General features: G+C 55.6%; 18 protein-coding genes. 12 read left to right on the forward strand and 6 right to left on the reverse strand.

Features of this window, described 5'->3' with window-relative positions; all coding sequences use genetic code 11:
- Nucleotides 1-282: 282 nt before the first annotated feature.
- From rpmH to ACQY4Z_RS08930, 8 genes are all read left to right on the forward strand, one after another.
- A complete protein-coding gene (gene rpmH / locus ACQY4Z_RS08895; protein ID WP_081450549.1) occupies nt 283-417 on the forward strand; it encodes a 50S ribosomal protein L34 in 135 nt (44 codons plus the stop codon).
- Nucleotides 418-441: 24 nt separating this feature from the next.
- Nucleotides 442-888, forward strand: coding sequence for a ribonuclease P protein component (gene rnpA, locus ACQY4Z_RS08900; protein ID WP_428528525.1), 447 nt, complete (start codon nt 442-444; stop codon nt 886-888).
- Nucleotides 885-2,711: a membrane protein insertase YidC gene (gene yidC, locus ACQY4Z_RS08905; protein ID WP_428528527.1), complete on the forward strand. Its 1,827-nt coding sequence runs from the start codon at nt 885-887 to the stop codon at nt 2,709-2,711. Before rnpA ends, yidC begins: the two co-directional genes overlap by 4 nt.
- A 190-nt stretch (nt 2,712-2,901) precedes the next feature.
- Nucleotides 2,902-3,582: a CatB-related O-acetyltransferase gene (locus tag ACQY4Z_RS08910; RefSeq protein ID WP_428528529.1), complete on the forward strand. Its 681-nt coding sequence runs from the start codon at nt 2,902-2,904 to the stop codon at nt 3,580-3,582.
- Between the two features lie 10 nt (nt 3,583-3,592).
- Nucleotides 3,593-4,240: a ribosome biogenesis GTP-binding protein YihA/YsxC gene (yihA, locus tag ACQY4Z_RS08915; protein WP_306148260.1), complete on the forward strand. Its 648-nt coding sequence runs from the start codon at nt 3,593-3,595 to the stop codon at nt 4,238-4,240.
- Nucleotides 4,241-4,345: 105 nt separating this feature from the next.
- Complete coding sequence (gene argB, locus ACQY4Z_RS08920; RefSeq protein ID WP_428528531.1) at nt 4,346-5,233, forward strand: acetylglutamate kinase; 888 nt, start codon at nt 4,346-4,348, stop codon at nt 5,231-5,233.
- Entirely contained in the window at nt 5,230-5,973 is a 744-nt protein-coding gene (locus tag ACQY4Z_RS08925; RefSeq protein ID WP_428528533.1) for a pyrimidine 5'-nucleotidase, read from the forward strand. The genes argB and ACQY4Z_RS08925 overlap by 4 nt, the downstream gene beginning before the upstream one ends.
- Before the next feature lie 50 nt (nt 5,974-6,023).
- Nucleotides 6,024-6,887 (forward strand): LysR substrate-binding domain-containing protein, encoded by an 864-nt coding sequence (locus ACQY4Z_RS08930; RefSeq protein ID WP_133948754.1) that lies wholly within the window; start codon nt 6,024-6,026, stop codon nt 6,885-6,887.
- Nucleotides 6,888-6,892: 5 nt separating this feature from the next.
- Here the strand turns inward: ACQY4Z_RS08930 and ACQY4Z_RS08935 are convergent, their stop codons facing one another.
- Complete coding sequence (locus ACQY4Z_RS08935; RefSeq protein WP_428528536.1) at nt 6,893-7,798, reverse strand: EamA family transporter; 906 nt, start codon at nt 7,796-7,798, stop codon at nt 6,893-6,895.
- 260 nt (nt 7,799-8,058) lie between these two features.
- Between ACQY4Z_RS08935 and dapD the strand changes: the two genes are divergently transcribed.
- The gene (gene dapD, locus ACQY4Z_RS08940) at nt 8,059-8,910 is read left to right on the forward strand and encodes a 2,3,4,5-tetrahydropyridine-2,6-dicarboxylate N-succinyltransferase (protein WP_409688828.1); all 852 of its coding nucleotides are present in this window, start codon (nt 8,059-8,061) and stop codon (nt 8,908-8,910) included.
- Between the two features lie 175 nt (nt 8,911-9,085).
- Here the strand turns inward: dapD and ACQY4Z_RS08945 are convergent, their stop codons facing one another.
- The 3 genes from ACQY4Z_RS08945 to ACQY4Z_RS08955 are packed head-to-tail and all read right to left on the reverse strand — an operon-like array spanning nt 9,086 to nt 11,319.
- Entirely contained in the window at nt 9,086-9,679 is a 594-nt protein-coding gene (locus tag ACQY4Z_RS08945) for a hypothetical protein (RefSeq protein ID WP_209002326.1), read from the reverse strand.
- A 17-nt stretch (nt 9,680-9,696) separates the two neighbouring features.
- Entirely contained in the window at nt 9,697-10,860 is a 1,164-nt protein-coding gene (dapE, locus tag ACQY4Z_RS08950) for a succinyl-diaminopimelate desuccinylase (RefSeq protein ID WP_428528538.1), read from the reverse strand.
- 36 nt (nt 10,861-10,896) lie between these two features.
- Nucleotides 10,897-11,319, reverse strand: coding sequence for a DUF805 domain-containing protein (locus ACQY4Z_RS08955; RefSeq protein WP_428528540.1), 423 nt, complete (start codon nt 11,317-11,319; stop codon nt 10,897-10,899).
- Nucleotides 11,320-11,670: 351 nt separating this feature from the next.
- On the opposite strand from ACQY4Z_RS08955, the gene ACQY4Z_RS08960 reads away from it, so the two are divergent.
- The 3 genes from ACQY4Z_RS08960 (at nt 11,671) to ACQY4Z_RS08970 (ending at nt 15,259) form a co-directional block, all read left to right on the forward strand.
- The gene (locus ACQY4Z_RS08960) at nt 11,671-13,779 is read left to right on the forward strand and encodes a mechanosensitive ion channel family protein (RefSeq protein WP_428528542.1); all 2,109 of its coding nucleotides are present in this window, start codon (nt 11,671-11,673) and stop codon (nt 13,777-13,779) included.
- Nucleotides 13,780-13,881: 102 nt separating this feature from the next.
- Nucleotides 13,882-14,712 (forward strand): DUF2189 domain-containing protein, encoded by an 831-nt coding sequence (locus ACQY4Z_RS08965; RefSeq protein WP_428528544.1) that lies wholly within the window; start codon nt 13,882-13,884, stop codon nt 14,710-14,712.
- A 94-nt stretch (nt 14,713-14,806) separates the two neighbouring features.
- Nucleotides 14,807-15,259 carry a hypothetical protein gene (locus ACQY4Z_RS08970; protein WP_428528546.1) on the forward strand — a complete coding sequence of 151 codons (453 nt, stop codon included), beginning with the start codon at nt 14,807-14,809 and terminating at the stop codon, nt 15,257-15,259.
- Between the two features lie 11 nt (nt 15,260-15,270).
- Here the strand turns inward: ACQY4Z_RS08970 and truA are convergent, their stop codons facing one another.
- Both truA and ACQY4Z_RS08980 read right to left on the reverse strand, forming a co-directional pair.
- The gene (gene truA / locus ACQY4Z_RS08975; protein ID WP_428528548.1) at nt 15,271-16,089 is read right to left on the reverse strand and encodes a tRNA pseudouridine(38-40) synthase TruA; all 819 of its coding nucleotides are present in this window, start codon (nt 16,087-16,089) and stop codon (nt 15,271-15,273) included.
- A gap of 8 nt (nt 16,090-16,097) precedes the next feature.
- On the reverse strand, nt 16,098-16,637 hold the full coding sequence (locus ACQY4Z_RS08980; protein ID WP_428528550.1) for a GNAT family N-acetyltransferase: 540 nt from the start codon (nt 16,635-16,637) through the stop codon (nt 16,098-16,100).
- Between the last annotated feature and the right edge of the window lie 9 nt (nt 16,638-16,646).

The following is a 16,646-nucleotide window of genomic DNA, read 5'->3' on the forward strand; positions in this document are numbered from 1 at the left end:
GTCTTAAGTCAGGTGTACCTTAAACGGTGTAAAAAGAAGTTGGTTTCACTGATAAGTGAGACTGACAGTGCTTGTGGTCACCTGTGTGTGATTGGCCAGGAAAGCGAGAATCTCGGCGACATAAGTTGACTTCACGTACCATGACGCTTATAAGCGCGCTCGATCGGGACATGCATTCGGACCCAAGGCTTTTTAGGAGCTGCGCTGGCTGAGCGCTTCGAGTGCTTCCTCCAAAGAATTTAAATGAACAAGGGCCGCGCTTAAGCCGCGCGGGGAAGAACAATGAAGCGTACGTATCAACCGAGCCGTCTTGTCCGCAAGCGTCGCCACGGCTTCCGCGCACGTATGGCCACCAAAAGCGGCCGTCAGGTGCTTGCTCGCCGTCGTGCGAAGGGCCGTAAGAGCCTCAGCGCCTAAGCGGCAACTGCTTGCAGCGCCGGATTGGCGGCGCATGCCAACAGCCAATCCGCAGCCATGAACACACTCAAAAAGCGCTCCGATTTCCTTGCGGTTGCCAAAGGTGGCCGTTTGGGCCGGCGCGCTTTTGTTGTTCAAGGCTTGCAACGCACTGTCGAGGCTGCGCCACGGATTGGCTACACAGTCACAAAAAAAACCGGCAATTCCGTTGTCCGCAGCCGCATCAAGCGGCGCTTGCGCGCGGCTGTTGCTGAGCTTTCACCAGCCGAAATTCCCGAAAATGCAGATTTTGTGCTGGTCGCGCGTGATTCTGCGCTGACTCTTCCCTTCCCAAATCTGGTTGCAGACCTTAAGTCTGGGCTACACCAGGTACTGGATCCGGCGACACCGCGCGGGCGCGGCAAGCCACGCAAGGGCAACCGGCAGAAACAGATGCATCACCTTAAAGGTAACAGGGGTAAATCCAGTTGATTTCTGAAAACCGCAATACGATTCTCGCAATCGTTCTGTCCCTGATCGTTCTGCTGGCGTGGCAGTATTTTTATGCCGGTCCGCAATTGGAGCGCCAACAGGCGGCACTTCAGGCCCAACAGGAAGCAGACGCTGCTCAACAGGCTAGCCCAGGTGGGGTAAACCCTGACGCACCGATCCCATCCGTTGCAGGCTCGCGCGCCACCGTCGCGCCGTCCGCAACGAGTCCGCAGGGATTTGCCTCTCGCGAACAGGCCGTTTCTGCGACACAACGCGTGGTCATTGACACTCCGCGTCTTGAAGGATCCATCAACTTGACAGGTGGCCGGCTCGACGACCTGCGATTGAAGGACTATCACGAGACAGTTGACCGGAGCAGCCCGACAATTGTCCTGTTCTCGCCAACCGGCAGCCCTAACCCGTACTACAGCGACTACGGTTGGGTTCCTGATGCAGGTGCCAACATCACCCTGCCGGGACCGGATACGGTTTGGTCCGTCAACGGTTCGTCAAACCTTACACCGTCCACGCCTTTGACCCTGTCCTGGGACAATGGCGAAGGTCTTGTGTTTAATCGCACCTTCTCTGTGGACGAGAACTACATGTTTGACGTCACCCAATCGGTGACAAATAACTCAGGCGATGCGGTCACGCTCTATCCTTATGGCTTGATTGCGCGCAAAGGTATTCCTGAAACAACCGGTATCTGGATCCTTCATGAAGGTCTGCTCGGCGTCTTTGGTGAAGAAGGCCTCGTCGAAGTCGACTATTCCGATTTGGAAGAAGACGGTCCGGTACGCCCGGCTGCAGTCGATCGCGGATGGCTTGGCATCACCGACAAATACTGGGCTGCAACCCTCATTCCGACACCTGGTCAGGAGTTCCAGCCGGGCTTCAGCTACGGCGCGCAGAGCGGAAACTTCCAGGCAGACTATCTCGGCAACGCGGTTGTTGTCCCTGCAGGCGGCGTCGGCGAAACCAGCTCTTATCTTTTTGCAGGTGCCAAGGAGACCAATCTCCTCGACGCTTATGAGGCCTCTCTGAGCATCGAGCGTTTTGAGCTGCTGATCGACTGGGGTTGGTTCTACTTCCTGACTAAGCCGATGTTTTACGCCATCGACTTCCTGTTCCACTATTTCGGAAACTTTGGTGTCGCGATCCTCCTCGTCACCGTCATCATCAAACTGTTCTTCTTCCCGCTGGCAAACAAATCCTATGTCAGCATGAGTAAGATGAAACTGGTGCAGCCTCAGATGACGGAGATCCGCGAGAAATATGCGGATGACCGACAGAAGCAGCAGCAAGCGCTGATGGAGCTGTACAAGAAGGAGAAGATCAACCCACTGGCCGGCTGCTTGCCGATCCTGATCCAGATCCCGGTGTTCTTCGCACTCTACAAAGTGCTCTTCGTCACTATTGAAATGCGCCACGCGCCGTTCTTTGGCTGGATCCAGGATCTCAGTGCCCCGGACCCGACGTCCTTGTTCAATCTGTTCGGTTTGATCCCGTGGGATCCGCCGCAGCTTCTGATGCTTGGGGTCTGGCCGCTGATCATGGGCATCACGATGTTTGTCCAAATGAAGATGAACCCGGCTCCGCCAGATCCGACACAACAGATGATCTTTACCTGGATGCCTGTGGTCTTCACCTTCATGCTGGCATCGTTCCCGGCAGGCCTTGTTATCTACTGGGCGTGGAACAACTCGCTCTCGATTGCGCAGCAGTGGGTGATTATGAGCCGCCAGGGCGTCAAGGTGGAGCTTTGGGACAATCTTGGCTCCATGTTCAAACGAAAGAAACCGGCAGCCGACGACAAGAGCTGACAAACCCGGAAAATAAAGATATAGACCAAAGGCCTCGCCAACCGGCGGGGCCTTTTAAGTGTCAGGAGTGTCCAGTCAATGAACCACTAAGACAAAGACCAGTTCCGCAAGGCGAAGCCGCTGACCGGTTGGTCGACCGCGTTGTCAATGACGCGCCCAACTTCCCTTGTTTCTTTGTTTTGGAGGTCCAATGCACGGCCCAGCCCCTGATAACACGCACCCATTCAACGGTGAGCCGCACACGGTTTTTCTGAAGAATGTCATTACCCGACCCAACATCGAGGTCGGCGATTACACCTATTATCACGACGACACACACGCGGCGGAGTTTGAAAACCGCAACGTGCGTTATCACTTCGACTTCGTCGGAGACAAACTCAGGATCGGACGGTTTTGCGCACTCGCATCAGGTACAACATTCATTATGAATGGCGCAAACCACGCAATGACCGGCGTTTCGACCTACCCGTTCAATATCTTCGGCAACGGTTGGGAAGAAGGCTTCGATCCAACGACGATCTTTGATCATTTGCGCGGGGACACGCTTGTGCAGCATGACGTCTGGTTTGGCACCAACTCCGTTGTTATGCCGGGTGTAACTATTTGCTCTGGCGCAATCATCGGTGCCCATGCTGTCGTTGCGTCGGACATCCCTCCATTTGCGATTGCTGTCGGCAATCCGGCCCGGGTCATCAAGATGCGCTTTGACGAGCGAACGATCGACCGTCTCCTGGATATTGCATGGTGGGATTGGCCGGTAGAGAAAATCTCCCGGAACCTTTCGGCAATCAGAGCATCGGATATCGAAACGTTGGAAACTGCAGCCCTGGAACCTGCGAACATGCTCGACGCAACTGCACAGGCAGGTTAGAAGGCAACTCATGAGTGACAATGAAACCTATACCGAGGAAGATCTGGAAGCCGGGCGGCTGATGTTTGCCCGGCCATGGGATTTTCTGACCAGCGTGACCGATATGGCAAATTTGCCGCCTGCCGCCGGCACGGAAATCGCCTTTGCTGGACGGTCAAATGTCGGCAAATCCAGCCTGATCAATGCGCTAACTGGGCGAAAAGGGCTTGCCCGGACGTCGTCCACCCCGGGCCGGACACAGATGCTGAACTTCTTTGTCGCGCCGGAGACACCGCTCACGATCGTCGACATGCCCGGCTACGGATATGCACAGGCCCCGAAGGAACTGGTCGAGGCCTGGACAAATCTCGTGTTCTCCTATCTTCGTGGCCGCCCGAACCTTCGGCGCGTAATCCTGTTGATTGACAGCCGTCACGGGATCAAGAAGAACGATCTTGAGGCGATGGAGCTGCTTGATAAAGCTGCGGTTGTCTACCAGGTCGTGTTGACCAAGGCCGACAAAATCAAGCCACCTGCCCTGGTGCGCCTGGTCGATGAAACCAAGGCTGCACTGGCAAAACGGGTGGCAGCCCATCCTGAGATTATCGCAACGTCCTCGGAGAAAAACCGGGGAGTAGATGAGCTCCGGGCAGAACTTTGTAACCTCGCCACTCAATAGACCTCCGGGGCATCATTGATTGTGAGATCTCGCCAAACCCGGTATAGCAAAGCTCTTTCGCTTTCATGGACTTCTGCCGAATAAACTGAAGAGTATCGTTTCTTTATGACCGCACCTGAGACTTCGAGCCGCGCGCACATTATCTCTCAAGCTCTGCCTTACATGCAGCGCTATGACGACAAGACTGTTGTCGTGAAGTATGGCGGGCATGCCATGGGCGACACGGATCTCGGTCAGGCATTTGCCCGGGACATAACCTTGTTGCGCCAAAGCGGTGTCAATCCTGTGGTGGTTCACGGCGGTGGTCCGCAAATCGGCAAGATGCTCGAACGGCTGAACATCGTCAGTGAGTTCAAGGGCGGACTGCGGGTCACGGACAAGGCAACGGTTGAGGTTGTCGAGATGGTCCTTGCCGGTGCGATCAACAAGGAGATCGTGCAGCTGATCAACGCCGAGGGCGGCCGTGCGGTCGGTCTGTGCGGCAAGGACGGTAATCTGATCCAGGCGCGCAAGCTGAAGCGCACTGTGGTCGATCCGAACAGCAATATTGAGAGCGTTCTGGATCTCGGGTTTGTCGGAGAACCGGCAGAAGTTGATCCAACGGTCCTCAAACTCGTGCTCAAGGAAGACATCATTCCTGTTGTTGCACCGGTTGCTCCGGGAGATGACGGCGAAACTTACAACATCAACGCGGACACCTGCGCCGGTGCAATTGCCGGTTCCCTGAATGCCAAGCGCTTGTTGTTCCTGACCGACGTGCCGGGTGTCCTCGACAAGGATGGTCAACTGATCAAGCAGCTGACCGTTGCAAAAGCTCGGGAACTGATGGCAGACGGAACGATTTCCGGCGGCATGATCCCAAAAGTCGAGACTTGCATTGATGCGCTGGAACGCGGTGTTGAGGGCGTCGTTATCCTGAATGGCAAGGTGCCGCATGCGGTTCTCTTGGAGCTCTTCACCGATGGCGGCGCCGGGACGCTGATACGCCCGTGACCGACAACTCCTTTCTACCGACCGAAGGCCGGCATGCGCACCGGCAAGACCTGCGCGTATTCCAGGGCGTTGAAGCGTGGGTGTTCGATCTCGACAACACACTCTATCCGCATGAATCAGACCTCTTTCCGCAGATCAATGACCAGATCTCCAAGTATGTGCAGAAAATTCTGGATCTTGGGCGGGACGAAGCCATGGTGCACCAGAAGGCGTTGTACCATGAATACGGTACCACGTTGCGCGGGCTGATGACCACCCACAACATCGACCCGGACGACTACCTCGCCTTCGTCCATGACATCGACTATTCGAACCTCGCGCCCGATCCCGATTTGGGCACCGCGATCGAGGCATTGCCGGGCAAAAAATTCATCTTCACGAATGGTGATCGTCCGCATGCCGAACGAACTGCGGAAGCGCTCGGCATTTCAAACCATTTTGAAGACATTTTCGATATCGTATCCGCAGAGCTGATCCCCAAGCCCAACCGCGAGACATACGAGATGTTCCTGTCACGGACAGGCGTTGCACCGGCACGCGCTGCCATGTTCGAGGACCTCGCCAAGAATCTCTCTGTTCCGCACCATCTCGGCATGCGCACCACGCTGATTGTACCGAGAGGATCTCGTGAAGTCTTGCAGGAAAACCTGGATCTGGAAGCAGATCCCTACCCGCATGTTGATTTTGTGACCGAGGATCTGGCGGGATTTTTGAAAGCCGTCAAAGGATCGCTGGCTTAAGAAGCACGTATCTCTTAGATTGAGAAAAACTCAATCTGGTTCGATCACCTATGGCGTCTCTTCGCGCACTTAACGCTTTTGCCCTGCTTGCCCGTCACGGACGGGCAGCACTGGCGGCTGAAAAACTGGGCGTGTCCCCCTCCGCCTTGTCCCATCTGATGCGCAAGCTGGAAAGTGAACTTGGCGCGACACTGGTCAACCGGGATGGCCGCGGCTTGACCTTGACCGAGGAAGGTCAACGGCTCGCACTCAGTCTCGGCGATGCGTTTGATAGAATTGATGAAGCTGTCGACAGCTTCAAGCGGCGTGGCCGCACAGAGTTGCGCATCAGCACCGTGTCGACCTTTGCCACACGGTGGTTGATCCCTCGCCTTCCACAGTTTCAATCCAACCAGCCGGATGTTGAACTGCTGCTGTCGACATCTACACGGATGGTTGATCTGGATCGCGAGAATTATGACTGCGCTATCCGCCTCGGAACGGGCAACTGGCCAAGCGTCGAAAGCCATCTTCTTTGGAAGGAGCATTTGGCAGTTGCCATGGCGCCTGGGCTTTTGGCTGGCAAGGACCCTAAGGACCCATCCGTCCTGACCGGACTGCCCCTGCTACACAGCGCATCCCGCCGTAATGACTGGAGCCAGTGGCTAAACGCGGCTGGCTTAGATCATCCAGATACGAAATCAGGAACCCTGCTGCAGAGCCGGGACCTTGCTATCCAGGCAGCCATTGCCGGTATGGGCGCAATTGCGATTGACCGGCGGTTTGTCTCACAGGAACTGGACGCTGGCCATCTCATTTGCCCGGACTGGACCGTATTGGAGCTAGAGACAGGATACTGGTTTGTCCGCTCCCCGGCACGGACCCTGAGCCGCCCTGTCTCAGCCTTTCGTGACTGGCTCCAGGACGCTGCGTAATCCGCTCAGCTCCAAAGGATAATGCCCAACACAGCCAGCACAATAAGGATACAGCCCGCGATCTCTGATCGTGCAATTGTTTCCTTAAACACAAGCCAAGACGCCAGGAACGTGAACACCAGCTCGATCTGTGCCAGTGCCCGGACATAGGCAACGTTCTGCAAGGTCATGGCCGTAAACCACCCGATCGAACCGGCAACGCCTGTCGCTCCCGCCCAGATGGCGACGCGCCAGGCGGCCAGACTGGCCGTCAGTTGCTCCGGTTCCCGGAAGATCATCCAGGCGATCATGACGATGGTCTGAAACAGCGTTGCGTAGGCCAGCGCAAAGCCGGCTTGCATTGGAACACCCGTGCCCTCCAAAGACAGTGAGGCCACGCGATAAGCGGCGGCAGACGCGCCAAACATGGCCGCTGACCCGAGACCGATCAGGGCAGGCCGACCCAATAGAGATCGCCGGACAACGGAAGCACTCAATGACGTACGGGCAAGTGAAATGACGATCACGCCCGCAATACCAATCAGGATGCAAACACCGGTCGCCCAGGAAATATGTTCGCCCAACAGCAGGAAACCAAAAAGCGCTGCCTGGATCGGCTCCGTTTTCGAGTAAGCCGTACCGACCGCGAAATTCCGGAATGAGAACAGATAGACAAGCAAAAACGTGCCGAAGATTTGAGCCAAGCCTCCCAGAGCCCCTGCAATCAAGAATACGGCGTTAATTTCGGGAAACTCAAAACCGAACCCGGCATGCAAGACCGCGACATAAAGAAAGGCAAATGGAAATCCGTATCCAAACCGGACAAAAGTCGCGCCTGTGCTTCCGAGCTGGCCTTTCAAATGTTTCTGAACCGCGGAGCGCAGATTCTGGCAAAATGCGGCAAAGAGCGTAATCGGGATCCAGAGTTCCATCAGAGCATCAGTCTAATTATTGATATGAATTCACTCTACAGCCTACGGAAAGCCGGAATAATTATTGTTTTGAACGCCCTTCTATGAGTTTCTTTCAACTATAGCGGTCATTCTGAGATCGAGGAGAGAAAGTGTTTCCCGTCCAAGCGCCGGTTGTTTGCCGTTTGCCGACCCCTTCTGGTCGCTGCCACGCTTGACACCTGCCGGTGCGGAGGCTTAGGTCCGCGCTGAATTCCTCAGTTCCGGAGACTTGCTTCCAGATGACACACGACCTTGCAGCCCTTTCGAAAACCATTGATGCGGCGTTCGAAGACAGCGCCTCGATCGACATCCACACGACCGGCGATGTTCGTGATGCTGTCGAAACCACGCTGAACCTACTCGATCGTGGGCAATTGCGGGTCGCAGAAAAGAAAGACGGCGACTGGGTTGTCAATCAGTGGGCCAAGAAAGCGGTTCTGCTGTCGTTCCGTCTCAACCCGATGGATGTAATCAAGGGCGGTCCGGGAGATGCGACCTGGTGGGACAAGGTTCCGTCCAAGTTTGACGGCTGGCGGGGCCTCGATTTTGAAGACGCCGGCTTCCGGGCTGTGCCGAACTGCACCGTCCGCCGCTCCGCCTTCATCGGCAAAGGCGTTGTGCTGATGCCATCGTTCGTCAACCTCGGTGCCTATGTCGACGAGGGCACGATGGTGGATACCTGGGCGACTGTCGGCTCTTGTGCTCAAATCGGCAAGAACGTTCACCTGTCGGGCGGTGTTGGTATTGGCGGTGTCCTGGAGCCGCTTCAGGCCGGTCCTGTCATCATCGAAGACAACTGCTTCATCGGAGCCCGCTCAGAAGTGGTCGAGGGCTGCATTGTCCGCGAAGGCTCTGTCCTGGGTATGGGCGTTTTCATCGGCAAGTCGACAAAGATCGTCAACCGCATGACCGGTGAGATCACCTACGGCGAAGTCCCGCCGTATTCGGTCGTTGTTGCCGGCTCCATGCCCAGCGCAAACACCATGGGCAATGGTGAAGCTGCCCCGCACCTCTACTGCGCCGTTATCGTTAAGACGGTCGACGAAAAGACACGGTCCAAGACCGCGATCAACGAGCTGCTGCGCGACTAGGGCAAATCGCGTTTAACCGGATTCAGGTTTCGCTGCCATTCGGCTATGCCTCGTACGCGAAACCTGAAGCTGCCTGAGTTCCGCTAAACGCGACAAGCTATCAACAGCGAAAGCTTGAGTTAAATCGGAAAACCCGCCGGTCTGCGGCGGGTTTTCTGCGTTTTGGCCGGTTAATTCAAGCTGCCCAAAGACGTCCCGTCAGCTCGCCGATCACGAGCGACAAAAGAATGTCGAGGAATACAATTCCGATCGCCATGCTGACTGATGCCTGCAAGGCAATGCGTGCAATCAGGAACCGGTACCACAGCACGACAATCAGGCAGGTGAACGACAGTAGCACCATGATCCCGGACGGGATGATGCCGGTCAGGTACAACAGAGCGATAGCCAGATAGGGCATGGATGCCAGAATGCTCGTCCAATTGCGCACCACAATAAACGGCACGTATTGCCGTGAAATACCAATCGGTCCGGCGATGAGCGCCAGAATGAGCGGCAATGTAACCCAATCGATGCCAAGGCTCATGAATTGAGCAAACCAGTAGGTGTCTGCGGGAAAGAGCTCTGCGACGATGACGTTTTCAGAAATCAGCAGTTTCTTTTCCGCCATGGCGCTGACCAGAAACACAGGCGCCAACAAGAAGATCACCTGAAACGATCGCCAGAACCCCTGTAGGGACAAGTCGAAATAGGACATTCCCTGTGGGTCACTGCGCAAAAGAAGCCATGAGCCTTCCCACGCTGCCCGCAATTCATTGGTACTGATCAAATCCCGACGGCTCCGGCCTATTTCGAAAAGTAGCTGACCAGGAATCGATGATAGATTGCAGCCAGACGGTCAAGATCTTCCACTGCGACACATTCATCAACCTTGTGCATCGTTTGACCGACCAGACCAAACTCCACAACAGGACAGTAGTTCTTGATAAACCGGGCATCTGACGTCCCGCCGCCTGTCGATAGTTCCGGCGTCCGCCCTGTTTCCTCAGAGACGGCCATGCTGAGCGCCTCAATCAGCGTTTCATCTTTGGTCAGGAAAGACTCGCTGGCGTCTCTCTTGAACTCGATGTTCATTTTTAAGGAACCCAGGTCCACCGTTTCCAGCGTCTCCAGGATCCTCGCCTTCAGGCTATCCAGCGTCCAAGTGTCATTGTAGCGGATGTTAAACCGGAACTCTGACCGGGCCGGAATGACATTGAATGCCGTGTTGCCGACATCGACCGTCACGATCTCCAAATTGGAGGGCTGAAACCGCTCATTGCCTTCGTCCAATTTTAGATCGTTGAGTGCAGCCATCAGATTTGTCAGGCCCGGGATCGGATTGTCCGCAAGATGCGGATAAGCTGCATGGCCCTGAACCCCGGTGACTGTGACAATGCCCGAGAGAGATCCCCTGCGGCCCACCTTGATTGCGTCTCCAAGAGCGTCCGGATTGGTCGGCTCGCCGACGATGCAGGCGTCAAACCGATGGCCTTGCTTGTCAGCCCACTCCAGCAATTTGACCGTGCCATTGATCGCCGGCCCTTCTTCGTCACCCGTGATCAGGAACGAAATCGTGCCGCCGAAATCCGTTCCATTGTGGTCAATGAACTCAAGCGCGGCGGCTGCAAAGGAGGCAATGCCTCCCTTCATATCGACAGCACCGCGGCCATAAAGCACGCCACTATTGATCTCGCCCTCGAACGGTCCGTGCGTCCAATCCGCTTCAGAACCAGCTGGAACGACATCAGTGTGCCCCGCGAAAACAAAATGCGGGGCTCCAGATCCAATAGAGGCAAAGAGATTTTCAACATCCGGTGTGTCGTCGTCCTGAAAAACCACTCTATCCACGCGGAAACCGGCGTCTTTCAGAAGCGCCTCAAGCGCCGACAAAGCGCCACCTTCTTTCGGTGTGACAGACGGGCACCGGATCAAATCACGGGCGATGACGGTGGCAGGCGACATGGACATAATGCAAACTTTTATAGTGTTGGATGGCAGGCGGGATCAGCTTTTGCGCCAGTAACTGTTGGGCAAGGGGCCATGCTTGTTGGGTTCTGCGACACCCGGCGTAAAACCAACGATCAAGACCATCAGAATATTCAGACCGGGCACAAAGATCAGCAAGGCCCAGAATCCACTGAATCCCATATCCTGCAATCGCTTGATTACAAGCGCCAATTCGATCCACTGCAGAACAAAAAACAAGATCGGAAACAGCGGATTGGATTCCATGAATTGGGAAATCGCCACCGTCTCAGCTGTGAAATCGATCTCGGTCGAGCTCCACCACATGTTCACGGAAATCGCGATCACGACCCACACAAGCGCAAAACTCAGCCAATAGGGCTCCCGCCCGATCCGTCCGATCGGGCTGAACAGGGCCCAGACGGGACCAGGTGAAATGTTGGCGCTTGGAGCGTTGGTCATAGAATACCACTTGTTAAAATCAGGTCTGGACAGGAGTTAGTCGCTTAAGACATCGGGATCAAGCTTCGTTCTACGCGAAAGACGCATACCAACGCCGCACTGGTTTTTTCTGTCGCAACAAGTCAATAATACCGCTGCGTAATTTTTTGGCAGGCTTTTGCCGGTAGGGAGATTAACGCAATTACCCTCCAGTTCCACTTCCTGAGCGGGGCACCCATGATCAATGCTTCAATAATAAAGAATCCCATCGCCTATTTCCTCATCGCACTCATTTCCATCCCACTTTTCATAACTCCGTCAAACGCCCAGGAAACGGCATCGGCACTTCCACCAGCACTCCAGCAAGAGTCGATGGAAAAGCTCGCGTCTGATCTCGATCCAGATCAAGTCAATGCGCTGGCTGATCTCGTTACCTTGCTGCAAGAAGGCGCTGACGCCAAGAATGCAAGCATTGACGCATCTGCCGAGGGGGGGAGCTTCATCGAGCAGGTGCAATCCGCAGTTGGCGCCTTCGGGGCCATGATCGCCGGCCATTTCCAAAACTTGCCTGCACTTGTTACAGGGATCGTGTCAGGGATCGCCGCCTTGTTTGCAGGCTCGGTCGCCGGACCGGTCCACATTCTCCTCGGCTCGATCGCTCTGCTCTTGGTCACGGGTTATGCCGCCGAGTTTCTATTCAATCGCTTGGTCATCAAAAAACGAGAGCAAATCCAGTCTCAGGAGCCTGACTCCCTCTTCCAGACCATTAAGACTGTTTCCTCGCGGGCCGGACTGGACCTTGGCGGACTGATCATTTTCGCGATTGTCGTCATGATTGTCGGCCGAATGGCGATCTTCGACCCTGTAACCCGGTCCTTTGCGTTCCAGGCAGTGTTTTGGATTGTTCTGCTACCGAGGGCCATTGCGGCGTTGTTGCGATTTGCGCTTGCGCCCCAACGAAGCGAATTGCGTTTGGTAAGTGCCAATGACACGACCGCAAAGTCGCTCTACCGCAGCTTCACGTCACTGTTCGCCTTTGTCGGCGTTTCGTTTTTCGTGCGCAATGTAATGCTGGCGACCGGGGCCGATGTTGGCGAAACCTATCGGTTTTTCATCGGTTTTGGTGTCAACGCCTGGCTGGTCGCTGTTCTCTGGAAATCGCGGCACGGCCTCACAAACATCATCCTGGGCGACGATGAAGAACCCACCAGCGGCCTGGAGCGCATGGCGCGGTTCTGGCCTTATTTCTCAATGGCGTTCATTGTCTTCAACTGGCTGCTCGTCCAGATCACATCCAGCATGGGCATTGATGCATTGACAGCGGGCCGGTCGCTCGGCGTCATTGCTCTCGTGGTCTTTGCCCCATTCCTCGACACGATGGTTCGCGGGATCGTGTCGCATATTGTTCCGCCGATGCAGGGCGAAGGTCCGGTTGCCGAGGCCGCGCACATGCAAACCCGGCACAGCTATGTCCGGATCGCCCGTGTCGCACTGCTTGCTTTCCTCATCCTGACCGTAGGCCGCATTTACGGCCTGAACCTCTTGGCTCTTGGGGGTGATGGGGGATCCGATGTTGCGCGCAACAGTGTCATCTTCCTTCTGATTTTGGCCGCCGGTTATCTGGCCTGGGAGATCACCAATCTTTGGGTAAGCCGGCAGCTGGCGAAAGACTCGCCGCCACAAGCCGCCCAGGATGAGGAATCGGAAATGGGCGGTGCCGGCAAGTCCCGGCTGGCGACAATTCTGCCGCTTGTCCGGATCGTTCTGCAGGTCACAATTGTTACCCTCACCGTCCTGCTTGGCTTGAGCCAACTCGGCGTCAACATCACCCCGTTGCTTGCTGGTGCTGGTGTTGTCGGTCTGGCGGTCGGATTTGGAGCACAAACGCTTGTCAGCGATGTCGTCGCGGGCATTTTCTTCCTCATGGACGACGCATTCCGCATGGGTGAATTCATTAACACTGGCGGTGCCCAAGGCACGATTGAAAAAATCTCGATCCGGTCGATGCAACTGCGCGGCACCAAGGGCGCCGTCCATGTCGTGCCTTATGGTCAGATTTCCAACCTCACCAATCTGTCGCGCGACTGGGTGATCATGAAGCTGAAGTTCACCATCCCGTTCGACACCGATCAGGAGAAGGTCCGCAAGATCTTCAAGAAAATCGGCCAAGAGATCATGGAGATGGACGAATACAAGGACGACATGCTTGCGCCATTCAAAGGTCAAGGTGTCGCCGATGTCGACGATGTTGGTATCGTCGTCCGGGGCAAGTTCACCACCAAGCCTGGCAAACAGTTCGGTGTCCGCCGGGAAATCTACAAGCGTGTCCAAAAAGCGTTTGAAGAAAACGGGATCCAGTTTGCCCGCAAGGAGGTTCGGGTGCAGCTGCCGGAAAACGCAAAACTCGATGACAGCGAAAAGGAAGCCGTTGCCGCGGCAGCGGCAGAGGCTGCAGCTCCTAAACCAGCTCCTCAGACTTAATATCAAAAGTAAGCCCTTCTGCGCATTGGCGGAAGGGCTCCCTCAAGCGTATCATCGGACCACAAACATGTGTTTCGTGTGCTTTTGGGAGGAAGCTGAGACATGAGCGAACAAGAGTTGGCGTCAAATGAGCTGCGCCCAATGCCGCAGGTCAACAAGATCACCGCCAATGATGTGATTGATGCCCTGGCCGCAGGTATGGCGGATTTCCGGCGCGCCCCGGTCTACGGCATTACGATCGGAGCAATCTTCGCGGCGGGAGGGCTGTTTGTTGTCCTCAGCGCCGCCGCACTGAAGATGAGTTACCTGTCCTATCCGGCGGCAGCAGGGTTCGTTCTTCTCGGCCCATTTGCCGCAGTGGGACTCTACGAGGTCAGCCGAAGACTGCAATCGGGGGAAGAGCTCTCCTGGTCCAAGATCTTGGGCACCATGTGGGCACAAAAGGGCCGGGAACTCTCCTGGATGGCTTTTGTGGTTCTCTTCATCCAGATCATGTGGATGTACCAAGTCCGGTTGCTGCTTGCGCTGTTTTTGGGCTTCCGGTCATTCGCTTCGTTTGAAGAGTTTTTGACCGAGATTGTCTCGACGCCGGAAGGCCTGATGTTCCTGGCGGTTGGTCACGTGGTCGGCGCGATCCTGTCTCTGATCCTCTTTTCCCTGACAGTCATATCGTTTCCGCTTCTTCTCGAAGAGGACCGGGATTTCATCACAGCAATGATCACAAGCGTTCGTGCGGTTGTCACATCTCCGGTGCCAATGATCGGTTGGGCGTTCGCCGTGACCGCCACCTTGATCGTCTCAATGGCACCCGGTTTCCTGGGATTGATAATCACATTGCCGATCCTCGGGCACACGACATGGCACCTTTACAAAAAATGCGTGGTGATAGCGGAGGAGCCAGCGTCAAGCGTTCAGACTCACCCTTCACCTTAAGAAGCCCTAGCCAGCTGCAATAAGCTCTTCTTAATCACTGTCTCGTCATGCTTGCGGATATGAACTTTGTATTGGGAGTTCGACGGCAATTGATATGGCGAACAGACGACAGATCACACGTCCTTGGGTGGCTTCGATTGGGCTTCTTTTTGGTGGTTGCGCGCTATTAATTGTTTTGTTCCATTTTGGCGCCGGTCCACTCGACCCTCAGCGAACCATAGGTCAAACGATCGGCGAAACAGTTGCTGATATCAGACAATCTGCCGTACGCGCGCTGAAAGGCGAACCTCAACCAGAGCCAGAGGCCCAGCCCTGGAGCTTGGATCGATTGCTGAAAACCCTCGGGCCAATTCTCGGTGGTGTGGTAATCCTGCTTGGTACGTTGGCGTATGTGCTTAGAGAGGATCGGAGGCTGGCGGCCAGCGCGATCGGTATCGGCGCGTTTGCTATCGGCTTCCAGCTCTTTACGTGGACCGTATTGATGGTTGCCGGGGTTATTCTACTTTTCGGTACAATGTATAATTTAGGGAGTATTTTGGGAGAGTGAGCGTTGCTCAACTACGCTTCAGTCTCCTCAGCAGCCATCACTGCTTTGCGCGCCTGCCACTCCGCCAGGGAATCGATGTCGATTTGTGCAGGCCGGTAATCAACCCGGGTCAGATAAAGACCGTCAGCTGGAGCAACCGGTCCGCACGCTTTCCGGTCCCGCGCCTGCAGCGCCTTGGTGATATCCCCCGGACCCCACCGGCCTTCGCCAACGAGACGAAGGGTTCCTACCATTGACCGGACCTGATTGTGCAGAAAGGATCGGCTGGAACATTCGGCAATGACAAATTCGCCGTCCCGGTAAACTGAAAAATGCTCAAGCGTCTTTTCCGGGCTTTTTGCCTGACACCGGGAGTGACGGAAGGTTGTGAAATCGTGGTGGCCAACGAACTCCTGCGCCGCCTCATGCATGGCATCGGCATCCAGCTCATGTTTCACATGCCAAGCCAATCCGAGTTGATGCGTCAATGGCTGCAGACGATTGTGAATTCGATAGCGGTAGGCACGCCGGATCGCAGAAAAGCGGGCATCAAATCCCTCATGCATTTCTTCACACTCAAGGATGACCACCGGGTCGGGCTGACAATGGAAATTCAGCGCGCCCATGACCGTTTTGGTTGGCCATTTCTTGGAGAGATCCGCGTGGCAGACCTGACCTGTGGCATGAACGCCTGTGTCCGTGCGCCCCGCCCCGCCAATGGTCACTGCTTCGCCGGAGAAAGCCTTGATCGCCCGCTCGATCACCGCCTGCACAGACGGCGCATTTGCTTGCCGCTGCCATCCGGAAAACGGCCGGCCATCATATTCCACGGTCAGCTTGTATCGCGGCATCGGTCTTCTTATTCAAATTCTTCAAAGGGCGTGGCGAAGGTGACTTGGATCGGCAAGTTGTTCGACCCAGCTTCGGTCAAGGGTGCCGCCATGAAAGCCGCACCGGCATAGGGCCCATGAACTTTTTTCGCCAGCTCTGCATCAAAGCCAAATTTTGGGAAATAGCTCGGCGGACCGAGCACCAAAACCAGATCTTCCTGCAGCTCGCCAAGAGACTGCATCGACGATCCAATTAGCCGGGATCCGATCCCGGTGCGTTGCTTGTCCGCCCGTATCGATACTGGCGCAAGACAGGCGACCTGAACGGCTTGATTTGCCCCAATCGTGGTGTTCGTGACACGGCTGAAGGCGATATGTCCAAGAATGGCGCCATCAGATGCTGCGGCCACCTGTTCCAGTACGAGCGCACCGCAATGACGTAGCTTGTGCACGAGGCGCGCTTCCATATCCGACGGATAAACGGACAGAAGAAGCGCCTCAACAGCCTTTTCATCCGCAGGTGTCAGCTCCCGGATGGTCACGTCGGAAATGGTGCTGTCATTGCTCATTGGTCGCTC

The sequence above is a fragment of the Roseibium sp. genome, from assembly GCF_965276855.1.
Lineage (GTDB): Bacteria > Pseudomonadota > Alphaproteobacteria > Rhizobiales > Stappiaceae > Roseibium.